An 18,573-nucleotide genomic window follows, 5' to 3' on the forward strand; every position below is an offset into this window, starting at 1 on the left:
AGATGACAACCCGACCCGACGTCACCGACGACGCCATCGTCGACTTCGACCACCACTCCGACGCGTTCAACCTCAACGAGCTGGCCATCAACGCCGAGCTGAGACAAAAATGCCCCGTCGCCTGGAACGAGAACTACGGCGGCTTCTGGTTCCTCAGCAGCTACGACGCGGTCAGCCGCACGGCCAGGGACGGCGACACCTTCGCCCACAAATACGAACCCAACGCCGCCGACGGCGTCGACTACCAAGGCGAGATGGGCGTCCCGCGCCCCGAAGGCCAGCCGGCCCTGGGCATCGGCGAGGTGGACGGCCCCTACCACCAGGCCCTCCGGCACGCGCTGGCCCCGTTCTTCTCCCCCGGCGCCGTCCAGAAACTCAAGCCATTCATGGAATACAAAGCCCATGAGTTCCTCGACCAGAAGATCGAAGACGGCCGCATGGACCTCGTCCTCGACTACGCCAGCCCGGTCCCGGCCATCCTCACCATGAAGCTGATGGGCCTGCCCCACGACAACTGGCACCTCTACGCCAACCTCTTCCACTCCGTCATGGCCGTCCCGCAGGACAGCCCGCAGTACCTCGAGGCCATCGCCAAAGTCCCGAAGATGATGCAAGAGGTCCTCGAATACGCGGCCACCAGACGGGCCAAACCCGACGAAGACCTGACCAGCTTCCTCATCCAGTTCGAGTTCGAGGGCCAGCGCCTCACCGACGAACAGCTGCTCAACATCCTCTGGAACCTCATCGGCGGCGGCGTCGACACCACCACCTCCCAAACCGCACTCACGCTCGAATACCTGGGCACCCACCCCGCCATCAGACAACAACTCATCGACCACCCCGAGCTCTACCGCACCGCCACCGACGAATTCCTGCGCTACTTCTCGGTCAACCAAACCCTCAGCCGCACAGTCACTCACGACGTCGAACTCAACGGGCAACACCTGAGGAAGAACGACAGAGTGGTCATCAGCTGGCTTTCGGCCAACCACGACGAAAAAGAATTCCCAAACCCCGACGAGATCATCCTGGACCGCGCCCCCAACCGCCACGTCGCCTTCGGACTCGGGCCGCACCGCTGCATCGGCTCACACCTGGCGCGGCTGATGGCCGAAGTGATGGTCAGGGCGGTCCTCAACCGGATCCCCGACTACCAAGTCGACGTGCAAAACGTCCACCAATACCTCGGCAACCCCAGCATGACCGGGCTGGGCACGCTGCCGGTCACCTTCACCCCCGGTGCGAAACGAGGCTAGATGCCTGCCAACCCGATGACGCACATGCTGGGTCCGTTCACCCGCACCGGCGGCTTCTACGCCCGCTCGTGGGGCTCCTACCTGGATCGTCAGCCCGACGAGCTACCGGTGGCCCGGCCCACCATCGCGCTGGCGGCGCAGGCGTTCCGCGACGAAATCCTGCTGGCCGGCTTCAGCCTGTTGCGCCGGGCTCCCGACGCAGAAACGCTCGAACGGATCGACACCGAAGTGCTTGCGGCACAAGAGTTTTACGGAGCAAAGGGCTGGCTTGACAATCCCGAGGGGTTCTTCGCCCCTCCCCCGCTCCCCACCGACGTGACGGTCAAGCGCGTGCGCAGCATGGGACGCAACTACGAGCGGCTGTCCTTCGACAGCGACTACGAGCCCCATGACGGCGAGCCCGGCCGGGAACGGTGGCACAGCTACACCGGCAACAACCGCGAATACGCCCTGATGTTCCGGCACCAACGGCCGCGGCCCTGGCTGATCTGCATCCACGGCGCCGAGATGGGCCGCGCCGCGCTCGACCCCATGCTGTTTCATGCCTGGCACCTGTACCGCGATCTCGATCTCAACGTCGTGCTCCCGGTACTCCCCCTGCACGGCCCCCGAGCAAGCGGCCCGAAGTTCCCCAGTGAGGACGTGCTCGACGACGTCCACGGCGCCGCCCAGGCGGTCTGGGACATCAGGCGGCTGATCGCCTGGATCCGCGGGCAACAGCCCGACGCCGCGATAGGGGTCAACGGCATCTCGCTCGGCGGTCTGATCTCGTCGCTGGTCGCCAGCCTCGACGATGGCCTCGCCTGCGCCATCCTGGGTGTGCCGGCCGTCGACCTGGTGAACCTGGTCGGCCGCCACGCCGGTCTCAGCGGCCACGCCGCCCTGCGCCACACCATGCACTCGGCCGAACCCCTCGGCCGGATGATCTCGCCGCTGGCACTGACCCCGCGGGTGCCGGAAAAGGGCCGCTTCATCTACGCCGGCCTCGCGGACCGGCTGGTGCACCCGCGCGACCAGGTCACCCGACTCTGGGAGCACTGGGGCAAACCCGAAATCCAGTGGTACCCAGGCGGTCACACCGGATTCTTCGGCTCGCGGCCGGTGCAGCGCTTCATCGACGACGCGCTCGTGCAGTCCGGGCTGGCCGACCAGAGATGACCGCCTCCTACCTGCGATGGATCGCGGCGAACACGGCCAAGCCGCTGGTCCATGCCTATCGGCGCACCGGTGCCGACGTGCCCTTCGGCGACCCGGTTCCTTCACACGCGACCGAGATGGAGGGCTGGTTCTGGCGCCTCACCGATGCCGCCTCGGGTCGCGTCGTCGTCGCGCTGTGCAGCGTGAACCGGAATCCCGACGGCGACTGGGCCACCGTCGCGGTCGCGCTGCACCCCGGCGGCATGGTGCGCTCCGCGGCCATGGACGGTGCCCACGCCGCATCGTCCACGTTCTCCGTGCACGCCGGCACCGCTCCCGACTGCCATCTGGCGGCGAGCCTCGATCGGCTCCGGATCGACCTCGACGGCATCCACCTCGACCTGCATTTCGCCGATCCCTTCAACTGGCCCAAGGCCTTTGGCGGAGGCGGCTTCTTCTCTTCGGTCCCGTTTCTCAACCAATACTGGCATCCCTACCGCCTCGGTGGAACAGCCACCGGCACAGTCGAATTCGCCACAGGCACCTGGTCGTTCGGTAACGCCCGGCTGTACACGGAACGTAACTGGGGCGCGGGCTTCCCCGAGCGCTGGTGGTGGGGTCAGGCACACGATTTCGGTGACGCCGACGTCTCGGTCGCGTTCTCGGGGGGCCTTCTTCAGCTCGGCCCGATCCGCAGGGACGTCACCGGTGTCGTCGTGCGACTGGGCGACCGCATCATCCGGGTAACCCCGCCGGCGCCCGTGCGATCGGACGTCGGCGACGGACACTGGACCGTGTCGGCACGCACACTGCGCTACCACATCGAGCTGGACGGAGACGGCACCCGCGCGGATCCGCACGTCTTACCGGTTCCGCTGCCCGCGCAGCGGCGCAACATCGACACCGACTTCGAGCACCTCGCCGGCCGATTGCATTGCAGGGTGCGGGAATACGGCCGGGTGGTGTTCGACGGCACCTGCGGGCTGGCCGGCCTGGAGGTGGGCAGCCGGCCGGCCTAGATGATCACAACGCGGTCGCGTACTGCAGCACCGGCTCCGACGAATCGACGTGCCCAAAGCTGATGATCCGCAGCCGATCCGGGCGCACCTCGTAGCGCACGCCGTCGACCGGGTTGGTGACATCGAACCCGTCCCCGGAGCGCTGCGCGTTGGACAGCTCGATGTGCGCGCCGTCGCGGATCCGCTCGCCGCGGTAGTAATAACTGCCGCTGAGGTTTTCACACACCACGGCCAGCGACTTGGCGGTGCGCACCACGGCCGCCGGCGGATTGCCCGGGTCGCAGCGGGCCGTCTCGCCGACGAACCCCAGCCCGTCGGCGCCCTGTACGGGAGCCGACAGCGTCGGCGTCTTCGGCGGCGGCGCGCTCGACGGCGCGGGAGACGGCGCCTGAGCCGCCCGCGGCGGGTGTGAACCGCCGCTCATCAACGCCGACACCAGCGCCACGATCAGCCCGGCGGCCACCAGCACCACCGCCGCCGCGGTCACCACGAACGCCCCCCGGCCGCCGACGGGCCGCCACCCCTCCGGCCGCGAAGGCCGCGAAGGTCTCGGCGGCGGCTCGACGGGCGGATAGGGGCTGTAACCGGTGTCGTCGGGATTGGGATAGACCGCCTCAAATCGCCGGGTGCGCAGCGGCCCCGCTCCCGCGCCGGCCCCGACCGGCTGGTAGACCTCGGACACGGCCTCGCTGGCCGCGCGGGCGAGTTCACCGGCGGAGGCGAACCGCGCCGTCCGCTGTTTGGCCATGCCGCGGGCGATGACGTCGTCGAAGGCCCGGCCGATTCCGCGGCGCATGATGCTGGGCCGCGGCGCCGGCGACAACAGGTGCGCGCTCCTCAGCTCCGCCGGGTCCGCACCCTCGAACGGCGGCTGGCCGGTGAGGCACTCGTAGAGCAGGCACGCCAGTGAGTACACGTCGGTTTGCGGCCCGACCCGCCCGGTGGTGAACCGCTCGGGCGCCATGTAGGCGCGCGAGGCGTCGGCGTGCGCGATCCCGAAGTCGGCGAGGTACGCGAAGTGATCCGGGGTGAGCAGGACGTTCTCGGGCCGGACGCCCAGGTGCACCAGCCCGGCGGCGTGCGCGGCGTCCAGCGCCCGCGCCACCTGCGCGACGATCGACGCGGCTCGCGGCGGTTCCAGCGGCCCCCGCTCGCGCAGCAGGTCCTCGAGGCTGCCGCCCTCGACCAGGTGCATGTCGACGAACGGCACGCCGTCGATCTCGCCGAAGTCGTGCACCGGGATGACGTGGGGCTCCTGCAGCCGGGACGCGATCGCGCACTCCCGCCGAAAGCGTTGCTGGAAGCCGGTTTCCGCGGCCATCGCGGCAGGCAGCAGCTTGAGGGCGACCGTGCGGTCCTTAACCGTGTCGTACGCCCGATAGACCTCGCCCGTCGCGCCCGTCCCGATCAGCGATCGCATCTCGTAGGGCCCGAACCGGGTGCGCAGACGCGAGGTCAATGGGCAAATCCTTTCGATGCGTCGAACAGGTCCAGCCCGCCGGGTTCCCCAATCCGCCGCCGACCTAACGTGCGCCGGGTCACGCGTGCGGCGGCACCGGGCACCAGAACAGGCCGCAGTTGAAATTCGGCGGTCCGGCCGGCGCGCGGGGGGTGGCGCTGATCGGGCCGCTCGGCCAGCCGTAGACGGCGCCGGTGTCGGCGTCGACGACGCCGCGGTAGTCGTAGTAATAGAGGTGGCACACGCCCATGTCCCAGCTGATGAAGTTGTCCGGGACGCGCTCGCCCGGGCACCACTTGCCGCAGGTGTGCCCGGCCGGGCAGTTCCCGCCGACGTGGCCATAGGGGTCGGCCTGGGCGACGCCCGCGGCCAGCCCCGCGCCGATGCCGGCGGTCAGCAGCGCGCCGGCCATCCACTTCTTGTTCATGTCGTCAGCACACATCGGCCGGTCGGCTACCGATCCCACATGGACGTCAGCCGCCGTGCCCGCCCTTGTGCTTGTTGCCCGGGTGCGGCGGAGGCGCGGGCGGCGCCGCCTGTTCGGTGGTAGTCGTGGGTGTGGTGGTGGTCGTCGTGGGCGGGGGCACCGGCGTCGTCGTGGTGTTGACCGGCGTCGGCGGTGGCGCCGAGAACGGCGGGTCGATCGCGAACAGGAGCAGGGCCAGCACGACGGCGGCGACCATCGCCGCGATCCACCATTTGTGCCTGCGTGGGGCCGGCTCCGGCGGCGCGCCCACGTAGGTGTAGGTCATCGGCGCGACGACCGGGGCGTCCATCACCAACGTCGGCGGGCGGACGGGACTGGGCTGGGGGTTGCCCGCGAGCGCGGCGCGCATGGCGCCGGCCTGGTCGAACCGCCGGGCGGGGTCGCGCGCCATCGCCCGTTCGATCGCCGCGGCAAGCGGCGGTGGCACGTCCGGGCGCAGCGCGGCCAGCGGCGGCGGCGAGTCGTGCAGGATCGCGTGCGCCAGCGGACCCAAATCCTCCTGCGGGAACGGCCGCCGCCCGGTCAGCGCCTCGTACCCCACCACGCCGACGGCGTAGAGGTCGTCGGTCACCGCGGCCGGCTTGGACGTCAGCCGCTCGGGACTCAGATAGGCCATGCTGCCGACCACTTCGCCCGCCCTGGTGTAGGCGGCGCCGGACGTCTTGGCGATGCCGAAATCGGCGAGCTTGGGTTCACCGGTGGCGGTGAACAGGATGTTGCCCGGCTTGACGTCGCGGTGCAGGATGCCGGCATGATGCGCCTCGGCCAGCGCGTCCAGGACGCCGTCGAGGACGGCGTACACGAACGCCGGGGGCAGCGGCCCGCGGGCGATGTGGTCGGCCAGCGACACTCCCGGTAGCCGCTCCATGACGATGAACGGCAGGCCCTCGTGCTCGCCGACGTCGTGGACCACCACGACGTGACGGCCGGTCAGCCGCGCGGCCGCGCGCGCCTCCGCGTCAAACCGCAAGCGGCTGTCCGGCCGGTCGGCCACCCCGGGATAGAGCAGCTTGATGGCGACGGGCCGGTTCAGCTTCAGGTCCCAGCCGTCACGCACCTCGGCCATCGCGCCGCGGCCCAGGACCCCGCGCAGCTCGTATCGACCGTCGCCAAGGCGCCCGCCCGGCACCACGAGCACTCCGTTACTGCCCTGGCCGCGGTAAGGCTGAATTCCTGGGAGGTCCGTGTCGATCTCCTGTCGGAAAGCTGACTGCCCTGCTGGTTCCGGATAACCACACGCCCGCAGATCGAAACGTCGACGGGCGGTCAACGGCGGGAGACCCCGTCACCCGCGCGGTTTCTGCACCGCCCCCGCATACTCGCCGACGAAGCCGTTCCCCAACCACCACCTGGGCTCGGTGTACTCGAAGATTTCCTCGCCGAGCGCGCGATCGCGCACCGACCTCTTGACGGGAAACGGATTCATCCCCGTCTTGTATTCGACGCCGACCATGGCGGGCGCGTTCGGCCGGCCCCGCCTGGGCAGCGCCTCGAAACCGGCCTGCGCAATCATCGTGTTCAACTCGGTGGGGCGAGGGAACCGGCGAAAGTCGTGGTTGGGCTTGTGCAGACCGAACACAAACAGCGGCCCGACGGTCACGAAACAAAGCCAGGTGCACAGGTTGCGATCCGGCGCGACGTAGAACATCCGGCCGCCCGGCTTCAGCGCGCGAAACACGCTGTCCATCAGGCGGCGGTGCTCGGTGCAGTGGTCAAGCACGCCGTGCAGGTAAACCAGGTCGAACCGATTGTCCCCCAACACCTCCGGGTTACGCGCGTCCCCGACGACGAAGGTCACCCCGGCCTGGCCGGCAAAGCGCTTTCTGGCCGCGTCGATCGACTTGTAGTCGACATCGACGCCCACGATGTCCCATTGGCCCAACTCCGGAAATCTTTCGAGCAATCCTCCGATCGCCCCGCCACCGCCGCAACCGACCACCGCCATCCTCGGGCGCCGATCGCCTATCGACGGAAGGTAGTCGCGCAGGAAATCCCATGCGGCGTAGTCGATCTCACCGACGAGCTCGGCGGTGAACCGCCACTGCTCGCTGACCTCGGCGTTGGAGAAGTAACGCACCCCGCGCTCGATCGTGCCGTTGCTGATCCGCATCAGCACACGATCGATCATCGAATAGCGGTACTCGGGCTCGCCCGCCGCATCGTTGGCCCATTCCCGCTCGAGGAACTCGAAGTAGCGTCGCTCTTCGGGCTCGATCGGCGGCTCCCACGACTGGGCGTGCCCGAGCACGCGTTCCCGAATCCACGAGTCGACCACGCGGCTGTAGACGATCGTGTCGAACAGCATGAGCTGATGGCCGCCACCGGGCATCATGAAGAAATCCTTGGTCCCGCCGATCCGCTCGAAGCACTCTCGGCAGTGCTCGGCGCCGACGACCTCGTCGTGCTCCCCGCAGGTGATCAGGACGGGCTTTGTGTTGGCGGCGGCGGGTTTTGGCGGAACGTAGTTGAACACCGAGTGGTAGCTCTTGAGCCCGTACCGCCAGACGTAGAACGGGTCGTTCTTCTTGGTGTCCAGCAGTCCGGGGTCTTCCTGGTAGGCGGCCTTGAAGTCGATGACCCGCCGCAGCGGGACCCGCAGCCGATCGCCGATCGCCTTGGCCGCCCACGTCGCCGGGCGCGATTGGAACAGCCGGATCGCCGGGCTCATCGGCGCCTCATGGTTCAACAAGATGTTCATGCACACGCCGGCGGTCACGGCCGGGCACGCGTCGAGGGCGTGGAACGCGACTTCGCCACCCTGGCTGGCACCGTGCAGGACGACGGGCAGTGAAGTGCGTCGTGCCGCGTAATCGGTGACCGCCCTGGTGTCTTCGAGGAAGGCGTCGAAGGTGAACACACCGGGCGTGCCTTCGGTGCGGCCGTGCCCGGTCAGGTCGAACGAATAGACGGCCGCACGATAATTGCGGCGCATGTGCTCGGCGAACGCGTCGTAACTCTCGCCGTTGCCGGCGGTGCCGTGCACCAGGACCAAGGCGTAGTCGGCGTGGTGATTGTCGTAGCAGCGCACGAAGATCCGTTTACCGCCGGATCCGTTCACCGTGTCTTCGACCATCGGCGGCACTGCCTGATCGGTGACGTTTGTCATCGCCTGGGTTCCAATCCTTCGGTGATGCGGGCGGCGAGCAATTGGGCGAACGCGTCGAAGTCGCGACGAAAGCCCGACGTGTCGGAAACAAAGGGGCGCTGCATGGACATGCCCAGCAGCACGGTTTCGAAGAGGCGCACCGACTCGTCGATCAAGCGCTGCGGCACATCGTCACCGGCGATATGGCGAAGCGCCCCGGCGAGCTGCCGACGCTGAGTATCGCGATAGTCGACATACGCGGTGCGTAAAAACTCGTTGTGGTTGGCCGCTGCGGCGAACTCCACCATGAACGTGACCGCGTCGACGTTGTCGATGAACAGGGCGTACATCAGATTGGCCGCCTCGGTCAGATCATCACGCACCGACGCCCCGCGCGGCAGTTGGGCGGAGGCCGTGGCGAACAATCGCTTCGCCATGTCGTCGATCGCCGCCTGGAAAAGTTTTTCCTTCGTCTCGAAGTGATAGTGCAGCAGCGTCTGCGAGACGCCGGCCTTGGTCGAGATCAGCTTCATCGAGGACTTTTCGTAGCCGTACGCGCAGAAGCATTGGATCGTCGTCTGCAGGATTCGCTGTCGGGCGTCGCCGGCGGTGGCCGCGGGGCCGGCGGGCTCCTCAGGCTTGGACACTGTCGCGGTCAACGTCGCCTCGTCTCGTCATCTCACGTCCGCTTTCGGTCACGATACTGCCTGATCGATCAGTCAGGCAAGGGTGGCGCGATACGCTATCGCTTGATGAGACCCAAGATCACCTTGACCTTTGACAACGGCCCGACCCCCGGCGTCACGGACCAGGTTCTCGACACCCTCGCGCAGCGTCAGATGTCCGCCATCTTCTTCGTCGTCGGCGAGAACGTCCGCTCGCCGGCGGGGCATCGGTTACTCGAGCGAGCCGTGCGTGCGGGGCACCGGATCGGCAATCACTCCTTGACCCACGGCCGACCTCTCGGCGAGCTCTCCCCGGCGGAGACCATTCGCGAAATCGGCGGCTTGCAAGAGCTGTTGGACGATCTCGGCGATGTCGATCGCTACTTCAGACCGTGGGGAACGGAGGGCGCACTCGAACGGCGCTGCCTGAATCAGACGGCGATCGACTACCTCCTCGCGGAGAAGTTCACCTGCGTCCTGTGGAACAGCGTCCCGCGGGACTGGGCCGACCCCCGTGGATGGGTAAGCCCGGCGCTCGCCGATGCCCGCAACCAACAGCACACCGTGGTCGTACTGCACGACCTGCCCACAGGTGCGATGGAGCGTCTACCACGGTTCCTCGATGACCTCACCGATTCCGGCCTGGAGGTCACCACAGACCTGCCCGACGACTGTGTGCCGATCGTCCGCGGCGAGATGCGCACACCCGTCGATCACCTCACGGCGGTTTGAGGCTGCCCGAGCGGCGCTAAGGTGAATCGCACGGTGAGAAAGTGGGCGCAATGAGCGACATGACGGCGCGGTTCTCCGAGATCGTCGGCCAGCACAACCTGCTGACCGGCGACGCCATCCCCGAGGACTACTGGCACGACGAGGTGCTGACCAAGCCGGCGCAACGGCCGGCGTACGTCGCCAAACCGGCCAGCGCGGAAGCGGTTTCGCAGCTGCTCAGGGCCGCCTCGGACAACAAGATCCCGGTGACGGCCCGCGGGTCCGGGACCGGCCTCTCCGGCGCGGCGATCCCCCGGGCCGACGGGCTGCTCATCTCCTTCGAGCGCATGAACGCCGTCCTCGAGGTCGACACCACCAACCAGGTCGCCGTCGTCCAGCCCGGCGTCACCCTCACCGAGCTGGACGCGGCGACCGCTGACGCCGGCCTGCGCTACATGGTTCACCCGGGCGAGATGTCCTCCAGCGTCGGCGGCAACGTCGGCACCAATGCCGGCGGCATGAACGCGGTCAAGTACGGCATCGCCCGCCACAACGTGCTCGGGCTGCAGGCGGCGCTGCCGACCGGCGAGCTCATCCGCACCGGCGGCAAGATCGCCAAGATCTCCACTGGCTACGACCTCACCCAGCTCATCGTCGGCTCCGAGGGCACGCTGGCCCTGGCGACCGAGGTGACCGTCAAGCTGCACCCGCGGCTCGAGCACAACGCCGCCGTGCTCGCCCCGTTCGCCGACTTCGACCAGGTCATGACGGCGGTGCCCAAGGTCGTGGGCAGCGGCCTCGCGCCCTACATCCTGGAGTACATCGACAACGTGACGATGGCCGCCCTCGTCCACACCCAGAACCTCGAGCTCGGCGTCCCCGACAGCGTCCGCGACAGTTGCGACGCCTATCTGGTTGTGGCGCTTGAGAACCGGACCGCCGACCGGCTGGACGAGGACGTCGAGAAGGTGGGCGAACTGCTGGCCGAGCTGGGCGCCGTCGATGCCTATGTGCTGGAGGGGGGTTCGGCGCGCAAGCTGATCGAGGCGCGGGAGAAGGCGTTTTGGACGCTGAAGGCCGTCGGCGCCGACGACCTCATCGACACCGTGGTGCCGCGCGGCGCGATGCCGAAGTTCCTGTCCGCCGCGCGTGGTCTGGCGGCGGCGGCGGGCGGCGGAGCGGCGGGCTGCGGGCACGCCGGCGACGGCAACGTGCACCTGGCCATCTTCTGCAAGGACCCGGCCACCCGCAAGAAGCTGATGACCGACATCTTCGCGCTGGCAATGGAATTGGGCGGCGCGATCTCCGGCGAACACGGCCTGGGCCGCGCGAAGACCCCGTACTTCCTCGAGCTGGAAGACCCGGTCAAGGTCGACCTGATGCGCCGCATCAAGCAGAGTTTCGACCCCGCGGGCATCCTCAACCCCGACGTCGTGTTCGCGGCGGACGCCTAGCCGACGACCGGGAATCGGCGTTGGGCGGCAAGCTCTTTGAGCCCCTTGCGCATCACCCACCGCACGTGCGCGTCGAGCCGCTTGATGTCGGAAACCTCGGCGAGCCGGGCGATGTCGATGGGCGGCAACACCTCGGTGACGATCTTGGTGGGCAGCGGCATGTTGACCGGCGCCACGATGCTGAGCCCGAAGGGGAAACCGAACGATATCGGCAGGATGTCCGTGCGGAAGAGCTTGCGCTCCAACTTGGTCAGCCCCAGCGCACGTGCCAGCCATCTGCCGCGGCTCAGGAAGAACTGGCTTTCCTGCCCGCCGATCGAGACGGCGGGAACGATCGGGACGTTGGCGTCTAGGGCAGTGGTGATGTAGCCGGTCCGTCCGCCGAAGTCGATGGTGGTCTCTTGCAAGGTCGACCGGTAGACGTCGAAGTCGCCGCCCGGGAACACCAGCACGACGGCACCGGCGGCCAACGCCTTGGCGGCGTTCTCGCGCGTCGCCCGGATCACTCCGGTGCGCCGCAAGAAGTCACCTGCCGGCCCGGCGAAGATGGTGTCGAACCCTAGCGCGTAGAGCGGGCGGTCGTAGCCGAACCTGTCGTAATAGTCGACGGCGAACACCGAGAGGTCGAAGGTCGTGAGACCCCCGGAATGATTCCCGACCACCAGCGACGGTCCGTCCGGGACGTTGTCCAGGCCCCGCACCTCGGAGCGGAAGTAGTGCTTGACGATCGGGCGGGTCAGGGCGACGACGTGTTCGGTCAGACCGCGGTCCCATTTGTCGACGTCGGTCGAATCCGTGCGGCTGTGGCTCATGTCGTCCTCGCTCGTCGTTGAGCGTGAGCCGATGGTACGCCCGCCGGTCCGGCGACAACACGGGTTTTAGTTGTCGCTGTGAGGCGGGCACTTTCGATGCCTCTTGTTCCGGAGACGCCTGTGGTCAATGTGACTCAAGACGACGATGGGCTCACATCCCGAAGTGCGCGCGGCCCACCGCCGCGACGGCGTCGGGCGGCCCGCTCACCTCGACCTCCGCCACGCCGACCCGGCCGAAGAGATACAGCAGCAGCTCACCCGGTGGACCGCTCAGGGAGGCCACCGGCGAGCCCCGCAAAACCGTCACCCGCTCGCCGGTGCCGACCCACTCGACCACAAGACCACAATCAAGCCGCCGACTCAGAAAACCACCCCCGCGGCGCACGTTCCGCCATAACGCCGCGTCCAGCTCGGGCGTCAGACCGCGTGGCCCGAGCCCATTCGCCCGGCGAAGGTCCTCGTGGTGAACGAAGAACTCGTTGAGGTTCGCCAGCGCGCGCACCCATCCGATGCGGAAGAACCCGATCGGCGGACCGGAACGGATCCGCGCGACCAGCGACGCGAAATCCTGGCGCCGGGCCAATGCGGCCCTGCGCCGCTCGGCGAACCGTTGGAAGCGCCCGGGCAGAACCAGGCACGGTCCGGCGACGAGATCGTGTTCGCGCAGCACCAGATGCGCTGCGAGATCAGCAGCGGTCCAACCCTCGATCAGCGTGGGAGCGGAGGGCCCGAGCTCGTCGAACAGGGAGCAGAGCGCTAGGCGCTCCTGCGCGTCCAGCGCCGGCCGGGACATCGCTCAAGGGTAAGCCCAAAGCCTAAGCGGCGGAGTCGGTATCGCTTCCGGGAATCTCGGCGGCGTCGCCCTGTTCGGCGGCGCTGGAGGCTTCGTGTTCGGCCAGCCAGCGTTCGGCGTCGATGGCCGCCGAGCAGCCGCTGCCGGCGGCGGTGATGGCCTGGCGGTAGGTGTGATCCACCAGGTCGCCGGCGGCGAACACCCCCTCGATCGAGGTGGCGGTGGTGCGGCCCTGCACCAGGACGTAGCCGTCGGGGTCGGTGTCCACGACATCACGCACCAGCGCCGAGCGCGGGTCGTGCCCGATCGCCACGAACACCCCGGTGACCGGCAGGGTGGATTCCTCGCCGGTCACGGTGTCGCGCACCCGCAACCCACTGACGGTGTCGGCACCCTCCACGGCCGCCACGGCCGCATTCGTCAGGATGGTGATCTTGTCGTCGGCCCGCGCCCGCTCGAGCATGATCCGCGAGGCGCGGAATTCCTCGCGGCGGTGCACCAGCGTGACGCTGCGGGCAAAACGGGTCAGAAAGGTCGCTTCCTCCATCGCCGAATCCCCACCACCGATCACCGCGATGTCCTGGTCGCGGAAGAAAAACCCATCACAGGTGGCACACGAGCTGACCCCGCGGCCCAGCAGCTCCTGCTCACCCGGCACCCCCAGATAGCGGGCCGCCGCGCCCATGGCCAAGATCACCGCTCGCCCCCGCACCGTCTCGCCCTCGGCCGTCGTCACCGACTTCACCGGGCCCTGCAGGCAGACCGAGTCGACGTCTTCCATCCGCAAATCGGCCCCGAACCGCAGCGCCTGCTCGCGCATCCGATCCATCAACTCCGGGCCCGTGATGCCCTCGCGGAAGCCGGGGAAGTTCTCCACCTCGGTCGTGGTCATCAACGCGCCACCGAACGACGTCCCCTCGAACACCACGGGCGCCAACTGCGCCCGCGCGGCATACAACGCCGCTGTGTACCCCGCGGGACCCGAACCAATGACGATGACATCGCGGACATCGGAGGCAGTCATCAGGAACCTTTCAGCCAGTGTCGACAAGGGGCCCACCCTACTGGTGATCGCTGACCGTCTCATGTGAAGGTCGGTGCGATCGGCCTTACGACGCATGAACTCTAGAGACGCTGCTCGCGAAATATTCTGCGGCACACCATCTCCCAGATACATCTGCCGGACTATGTTTGCCAAACAACCCGGGATTGCCAAACTTGAAAAAGCGGGAATCTCAATGGCGGGTAACACATTTAAAGTGAGGCGGAGCACACAACCAACGGTTGTGTGCTCACAACCTCTACACCTCTACTACTGTCGCCGGAGGAAATGCACCATGAAGTCATGGACCGTGGGTCCTACGGCGTACCCACGGGAGCCATCGACTGGATCGACGTCACCGTCGACGTCCCGGCCCCGCAGCCCTGCCCGGCAGCGCACCGGCCGCCGACGTCGAGCCTCAGCCGCCACAGCCCCGGCCGGCGCAGCGGGCCAGCATTGTTCGCGAAGGAGAACATCACATGACCACAGCACCTCCCGCCAAGACTCGCAACGAGGGCCAGTGGGCGCTGGGCAATCGCGAACCGCTCAATGAGACCGAGCAGATCAAGCACGATGACGGCCCACTGAATGTGCGCGACCGAATCATCAACAAATACGCCAAGGAAGGCTTCGAGAGCATCGAAAAGTCCGATCTGCGTATGCGGTTCAAATGGATGGGCCTGTACACCCAGCGCGAGCAGGGCTACGACGGCAGCTGGACCGGTGACGAGAACATCGACAAGCTCGAAGCGAAATACTTCATGATGCGGGTGCGCTCCGACGGCAAGCCGATGACGGCGCAGACGCTGCGCGTCCTGGGCCAGGTGTCGTCGGAGTTCGCCCGTGACACCGCCGACATCGGCGACCGCGAGAACGTCCAGTTCCACTGGCTCAAGATCGAGGACGTTCCCGAGGTGTGGCGCCGGCTCGAATCCGTCGGTCTGTCGAGCATCGAGGCCTGCGGTGACTGCCCCCGCGGCATCCACGGCAGCCCGCTGGCCGGCGACTCGCTCGACGAGGTGCTCGACCCCTCCCCCGCGATCGACGAGATCATCCGGCGGTTCATGAACAACCCCGACTACGCCAACCTCCCGCGCAAATACAAGACCGCGATCTCGGGCCTGCAGGACGTCTCCCACGAGACCCACGACGTCGCGTTCGTCGGCGTCAACCACCCCGAGCACGGGCCCGGCATGGACCTGTGGGTAGGGGGCGGCCTGTCGACCAACCCGATGATGGCCCAGCGGGTCGGCGTGTGGGTCCCGCTGGACGAGGTGCCCGACGTGTGGGAAGCGGTCACCAAGGTGTTCCGCGACTACGGCTACCGGCGGCTGCGCGCCAAGGCGCGGATCAAGTTCCTGGTCAAGGACTGGGGGGTGGAGAAGTTCCGCGAGGTCATGGAGACCGAGTACCTCGGCCGCAAGATGATCGACGGCCCAGCACCCGAGCCGGCCAAGCACCCCATCGACCACGTGGGCGTGCAGAAGATCAAGAACGGCCGCAACGCCGTCGGCGTCGCCGCGATCGCCGGGCGCGTCTCGGGCACCACCCTTCAGGCGGTGGCCGACCTGATGGAGAAGGTCGGCTCCGACCGGGCCCGCTTCAGCCCCTTCCAGAAGCTGATCATCCTCGACGTGCCCGACGACCAGGTCGACTTCCTGGTCGCCGAGTTGGACAAGCTGGGCCTGCCGTCGAACCCGTCGAACTGGCGCAAGAGCACGATGGGCTGCACCGGCATCGAATTCTGCAAGCTGTCGTTCGCCGAAACCCGGGTTCGGGCACAGACTTTGGTGCCCGAGCTAGAACAGCGCCTGGCCGACGTCAACCCCAAGCTCGATGTGCCGATCAGCGTCCACCTCAATGGCTGCCCGAACTCCTGCGCCCGAATCCAGGTCGCCGACATCGGGTTCAAGGGCCAGTGGATCGACAACGGCGACGGCACGTCGGTGGAGGGCTTCCAGGTTCACCTCGGCGGCGGTCTGGGCGAGGAGAGCGGCTTTGGACGAAAGCTGCGTCAGCACAAGGTCACCAGCGCCGAACTCGGCGACTACATCGACCGCGTGACGCGCAAGTTCCTGGAACAACGGGAAAGCGGCGAGCGTTTCGCCAACTGGGCGCTGCGCGCCGACGAGGCCGACTTGCGCTAGCCCGTACCGACACCGCCACACCGATCGCTGACGTTACGAACCGAGGAAGAACCAGATGAGCGAAGTGGTGACCAACTTCACCGAGGAAGAGCTGCGTGAGTTGGCAGAGCGCGGGGCGGCCGAGCTGGAAGGCGGGGATGCCAAGGACATCCTGCGCTGGGCCGACAGACACTTCGGTGGCCCCGACGGCCCACGCGACTGGGCCACCTGCAAGTGGGTCGTGGCGTGCAACATGCAGGAAGCGGTGACGGTCTCCCTCGCGGCCGATGTGCGGCCGGGCGTGCCGGTCATCTTCCTGGACACCGGCTACCACTTCGCCGAAACTCTGGGCACCCGCGACGCCGTCGAATCGGTCTACGACATCCACCTGCTGAACGTCACCCCGGAGCACACGGTGCAAGAGCAGGACGAGCTGATGGGTAAGGACCTGTTCGCCCGACAACCCAACGAGTGCTGCCGGCTGCGCAAGGTCCTGCCGCTGCGCAGGGCGCTGAGCGGTTACGCGGCCTGGGTCACCGGGTTGCGCCGGGTGGAGTCGCCCACCCGCGCCAACGCGCCGGAGATCGGCTACGACGAGTCGTTCGGGCTGGTCAAGGTGAACCCGATCGTAGCGTGGACCGACGACGACGTGCAGGAATACATCGAGAGGAACGGCGTGCTGGTCAACCCGCTCGTCGACGAGGGCTATCCGTCCATCGGCTGCGCCCCCTGCACCCGGAAGCCGGCCCCGGGCGAGGACCCGCGCAGCGGCCGCTGGGCGGGCCGAAACAAGACCGAATGCGGACTGCACAGCTCATGAGCACACTCGTCCTCACCGCGCACGGCAGCCGCGATCCGCGCTCCGGCGCCAACGCCCGCGCGGTGGCAGAACGGCTGCGCGGCATGCGGCCCGGCCTCGACGTGCGCCTGGCGTTTCTGGAGCTCAGCGCGCCCAGCTTCGTCGACGTCCTCTCCGGACTGCCCGACAAACGCGACGCGGTGGTCACCCCGCTGCTGCTGGCCAGCGCGTACCACGCGCGCCGCGACCTTCCCGAGCAGATCGCGCGCGCCGGTGCCTACGGCGTCCGGCAGGCCGACGTCCTGGGCGAAGACGATCGGCTCCTGACGGTCCTGCGCGAACGGCTCGCCGAAGTCGGCGTCTCTCCGCTCGACGACGAAGTCGGGGTGATGGTGGTCGCGATCGGATCGTCGAACACCGCCGCCAACGCGCGCACCGCCACGGTCGCCGCCCGGTTGTCCGCCGGGACCCGTTGGGCCGCAACCGCGATGGCCTTCGCCACCCGGCCCGAGGCGTCGGTGGCCGAGGCCGCCGGCCGGTTGCGCCGCCGCGGCGCGACCCGGTTGGTCATCGCGCCGTGGTTCCTGGCCCCGGGACTCATCACCGACGGCGTGTCAACGTATGCGCGGGACAACAGGATTCCGATGGCGGCGCCGCTGGGCGCACACCGCCTGGTGGCCGAGACGGTGCTGGACCGCTTCGACCAGGCGCGCGCCGACCACGCCGCGGCTTAGGGCTTCGATGCGCGACTGCTGATGTGGCTCAGCATGTCCCGTATCGCCCCCGCGGGCGGTGTGCGCCCGCCGACCCAGATGGCTCGAAACTTCCGCCTTAGGTCCAAGTCTCGGGTGGTGACCGCGTGCAGCCGCCCGATGGCCAGGTCGTCGGCCACCGCCAGCCGGCTCATCGCCGCCGGCCCCGCCCCGGCGAGGACGGCGGCGCGCATCGCCGCCGCCGACGTCAACTCCATTACAGGCTGCGCCTGCTGCATGTCCTCGCCCAGCACCCGACGCAGCGCCACCGTCAGCGAATCGCGGATGCCCGAATGGGGTTCGCGGGCCACCAAGGGTGTTTCGGCGAGTTCGCGGGCGGTCACCACCCGCGAGCGTCGAGCCCATTTGTGGCCCGGCGGGACCACGATCACCAACTCGTCCTGCCCCACCACGCAGCTGCCCAATCCCTTGGGCTGGCCGGGATTTTCGACAAAGCCCAGATCGACACTGCCGTCGCGAACCGCGGCGATGGCCTGCTCGCTGTTGGTGGCGGTCAGGATCACCTGCGGTGCGGCTCCCCCGCACCGCGCCGCCTCGGTCTGCAGGGACAGCAGCCAATGCGGCATCAGCTGCTCGGAAATCGTCTGGCTGGCCGCCACCCTGATGCGTTCGCGGCCCTCCTTGCGCAGCCCGCCCAACCCCGCGTCGATCTCGTTGGCGACCTCGAGCAAGCGCGCGGCCCACTCCGCCACGATCAGCCCCGCGGGCGTCAATTCCGAACCGCGCGTTGTCCGCACGGCCAGCGTGACGCCGACCTGGGCCTCCATCGATGCCAGCCGCCGTGACACGGCCTGCTGGGTGATCCCGAGCTCGCGGGCGGCACGCCCGAGGCTGCCCGTCTCGGCGATCGCCAAAAAGACCTCGAACGAGGCCAGTTCGGGCATGCGGGGGCTGAGCGGCATGGGTGGTCAGTCACAATCGGTAGGCGTGACACAACCATAGCTTGTGACTCCAC

The 18,573-nt window shown here is 68.1% G+C and carries 18 protein-coding genes; 9 read left to right on the forward strand and 9 right to left on the reverse strand.

Annotated features, from left to right (window positions below):
- Positions 1-2 precede the first annotated feature (2 nt).
- The 3 genes from G6N37_RS09945 to G6N37_RS09955 are packed head-to-tail and all read left to right on the forward strand — an operon-like array spanning position 3 to position 3,412.
- Positions 3-1,256, forward strand: coding sequence for a cytochrome P450 (locus G6N37_RS09945; RefSeq protein ID WP_163679343.1), 1,254 nt, complete (start codon positions 3-5; stop codon positions 1,254-1,256).
- On the forward strand, positions 1,257-2,414 hold the full coding sequence (locus G6N37_RS09950; protein WP_163679346.1) for an alpha/beta hydrolase family protein: 1,158 nt from the start codon (positions 1,257-1,259) through the stop codon (positions 2,412-2,414).
- A complete protein-coding gene (locus G6N37_RS09955; protein ID WP_163679347.1) occupies positions 2,411-3,412 on the forward strand; it encodes a tocopherol cyclase family protein in 1,002 nt (333 codons plus the stop codon). Before G6N37_RS09950 ends, G6N37_RS09955 begins: the two co-directional genes overlap by 4 nt.
- A gap of 4 nt (positions 3,413-3,416) precedes the next feature.
- Here the strand turns inward: G6N37_RS09955 and G6N37_RS09960 are convergent, their stop codons facing one another.
- The 5 genes from G6N37_RS09960 to G6N37_RS09980 form a co-directional block, all read right to left on the reverse strand.
- Positions 3,417-4,832, reverse strand: a complete 1,416-nt coding sequence (locus G6N37_RS09960; protein WP_163684847.1) for a serine/threonine-protein kinase — start codon at positions 4,830-4,832, stop codon at positions 3,417-3,419.
- Positions 4,833-4,950: 118 nt separating this feature from the next.
- Positions 4,951-5,313, reverse strand: a complete 363-nt coding sequence (locus tag G6N37_RS09965) for a hypothetical protein (protein ID WP_163679349.1) — start codon at positions 5,311-5,313, stop codon at positions 4,951-4,953.
- Between the two features lie 31 nt (positions 5,314-5,344).
- Positions 5,345-6,487, reverse strand: a complete 1,143-nt coding sequence (locus G6N37_RS09970; protein WP_264065788.1) for a serine/threonine-protein kinase — start codon at positions 6,485-6,487, stop codon at positions 5,345-5,347.
- 156 nt (positions 6,488-6,643) lie between these two features.
- A complete protein-coding gene (locus G6N37_RS09975; RefSeq protein ID WP_163679351.1) occupies positions 6,644-8,464 on the reverse strand; it encodes an alpha/beta fold hydrolase in 1,821 nt (606 codons plus the stop codon).
- On the reverse strand, positions 8,461-9,102 hold the full coding sequence (locus tag G6N37_RS09980; protein WP_163679353.1) for a TetR/AcrR family transcriptional regulator: 642 nt from the start codon (positions 9,100-9,102) through the stop codon (positions 8,461-8,463). Before G6N37_RS09980 ends, G6N37_RS09975 begins: the two co-directional genes overlap by 4 nt.
- Positions 9,103-9,195: 93 nt before the next feature.
- On the opposite strand from G6N37_RS09980, the gene G6N37_RS09985 reads away from it, so the two are divergent.
- Both G6N37_RS09985 and G6N37_RS09990 read left to right on the forward strand, forming a co-directional pair.
- A complete protein-coding gene (locus tag G6N37_RS09985) occupies positions 9,196-9,840 on the forward strand; it encodes a polysaccharide deacetylase family protein (protein ID WP_163679355.1) in 645 nt (214 codons plus the stop codon).
- 50 nt (positions 9,841-9,890) lie between these two features.
- Positions 9,891-11,273, forward strand: a complete 1,383-nt coding sequence (locus G6N37_RS09990; protein WP_163679356.1) for an FAD-binding oxidoreductase — start codon at positions 9,891-9,893, stop codon at positions 11,271-11,273.
- Here G6N37_RS09990 and G6N37_RS09995 read toward each other — a convergent pair.
- The 3 genes from G6N37_RS09995 to trxB all read right to left on the reverse strand — a co-directional run bounded on the left by G6N37_RS09995 (position 11,270) and on the right by trxB (position 13,902).
- Entirely contained in the window at positions 11,270-12,085 is an 816-nt protein-coding gene (locus tag G6N37_RS09995; protein WP_163679358.1) for a lysophospholipid acyltransferase family protein, read from the reverse strand. The genes G6N37_RS09990 and G6N37_RS09995 overlap by 4 nt on opposite strands.
- A gap of 151 nt (positions 12,086-12,236) precedes the next feature.
- The gene (locus G6N37_RS10000; protein ID WP_163679360.1) at positions 12,237-12,878 is read right to left on the reverse strand and encodes a TIGR03085 family metal-binding protein; all 642 of its coding nucleotides are present in this window, start codon (positions 12,876-12,878) and stop codon (positions 12,237-12,239) included.
- Positions 12,879-12,900: 22 nt separating this feature from the next.
- Complete coding sequence (gene trxB / locus G6N37_RS10005; protein WP_163679363.1) at positions 12,901-13,902, reverse strand: thioredoxin-disulfide reductase; 1,002 nt, start codon at positions 13,900-13,902, stop codon at positions 12,901-12,903.
- 321 nt (positions 13,903-14,223) lie between these two features.
- Here trxB and G6N37_RS10010 point away from each other — a divergent pair, with 321 nt between their 5' ends.
- Genes G6N37_RS10010 through G6N37_RS10025 form a run of 4 tightly spaced genes read left to right on the forward strand, consistent with a single transcriptional unit; the run spans position 14,224 to position 17,579 of the window.
- Positions 14,224-14,403, forward strand: a complete 180-nt coding sequence (locus G6N37_RS10010) for a hypothetical protein (protein ID WP_163679365.1) — start codon at positions 14,224-14,226, stop codon at positions 14,401-14,403.
- Positions 14,400-16,067, forward strand: a complete 1,668-nt coding sequence (locus G6N37_RS10015) for a nitrite/sulfite reductase (protein ID WP_163679368.1) — start codon at positions 14,400-14,402, stop codon at positions 16,065-16,067. Before G6N37_RS10010 ends, G6N37_RS10015 begins: the two co-directional genes overlap by 4 nt.
- Before the next feature lie 55 nt (positions 16,068-16,122).
- The gene (locus G6N37_RS10020; protein ID WP_163679370.1) at positions 16,123-16,866 is read left to right on the forward strand and encodes a phosphoadenylyl-sulfate reductase; all 744 of its coding nucleotides are present in this window, start codon (positions 16,123-16,125) and stop codon (positions 16,864-16,866) included.
- Complete coding sequence (locus G6N37_RS10025; protein WP_163679371.1) at positions 16,863-17,579, forward strand: sirohydrochlorin chelatase; 717 nt, start codon at positions 16,863-16,865, stop codon at positions 17,577-17,579. Before G6N37_RS10020 ends, G6N37_RS10025 begins: the two co-directional genes overlap by 4 nt.
- On the opposite strand, the gene G6N37_RS10030 is transcribed toward G6N37_RS10025, so the two are convergent.
- Complete coding sequence (locus G6N37_RS10030; protein ID WP_163679373.1) at positions 17,576-18,520, reverse strand: LysR family transcriptional regulator; 945 nt, start codon at positions 18,518-18,520, stop codon at positions 17,576-17,578. The genes G6N37_RS10025 and G6N37_RS10030 overlap by 4 nt on opposite strands.
- Positions 18,521-18,573: the final 53 nt, after the last annotated feature.

Origin of the sequence: Mycobacterium seoulense (assembly GCF_010731595.1) — a bacterium.
GTDB lineage: Bacteria > Actinomycetota > Actinomycetes > Mycobacteriales > Mycobacteriaceae > Mycobacterium > Mycobacterium seoulense.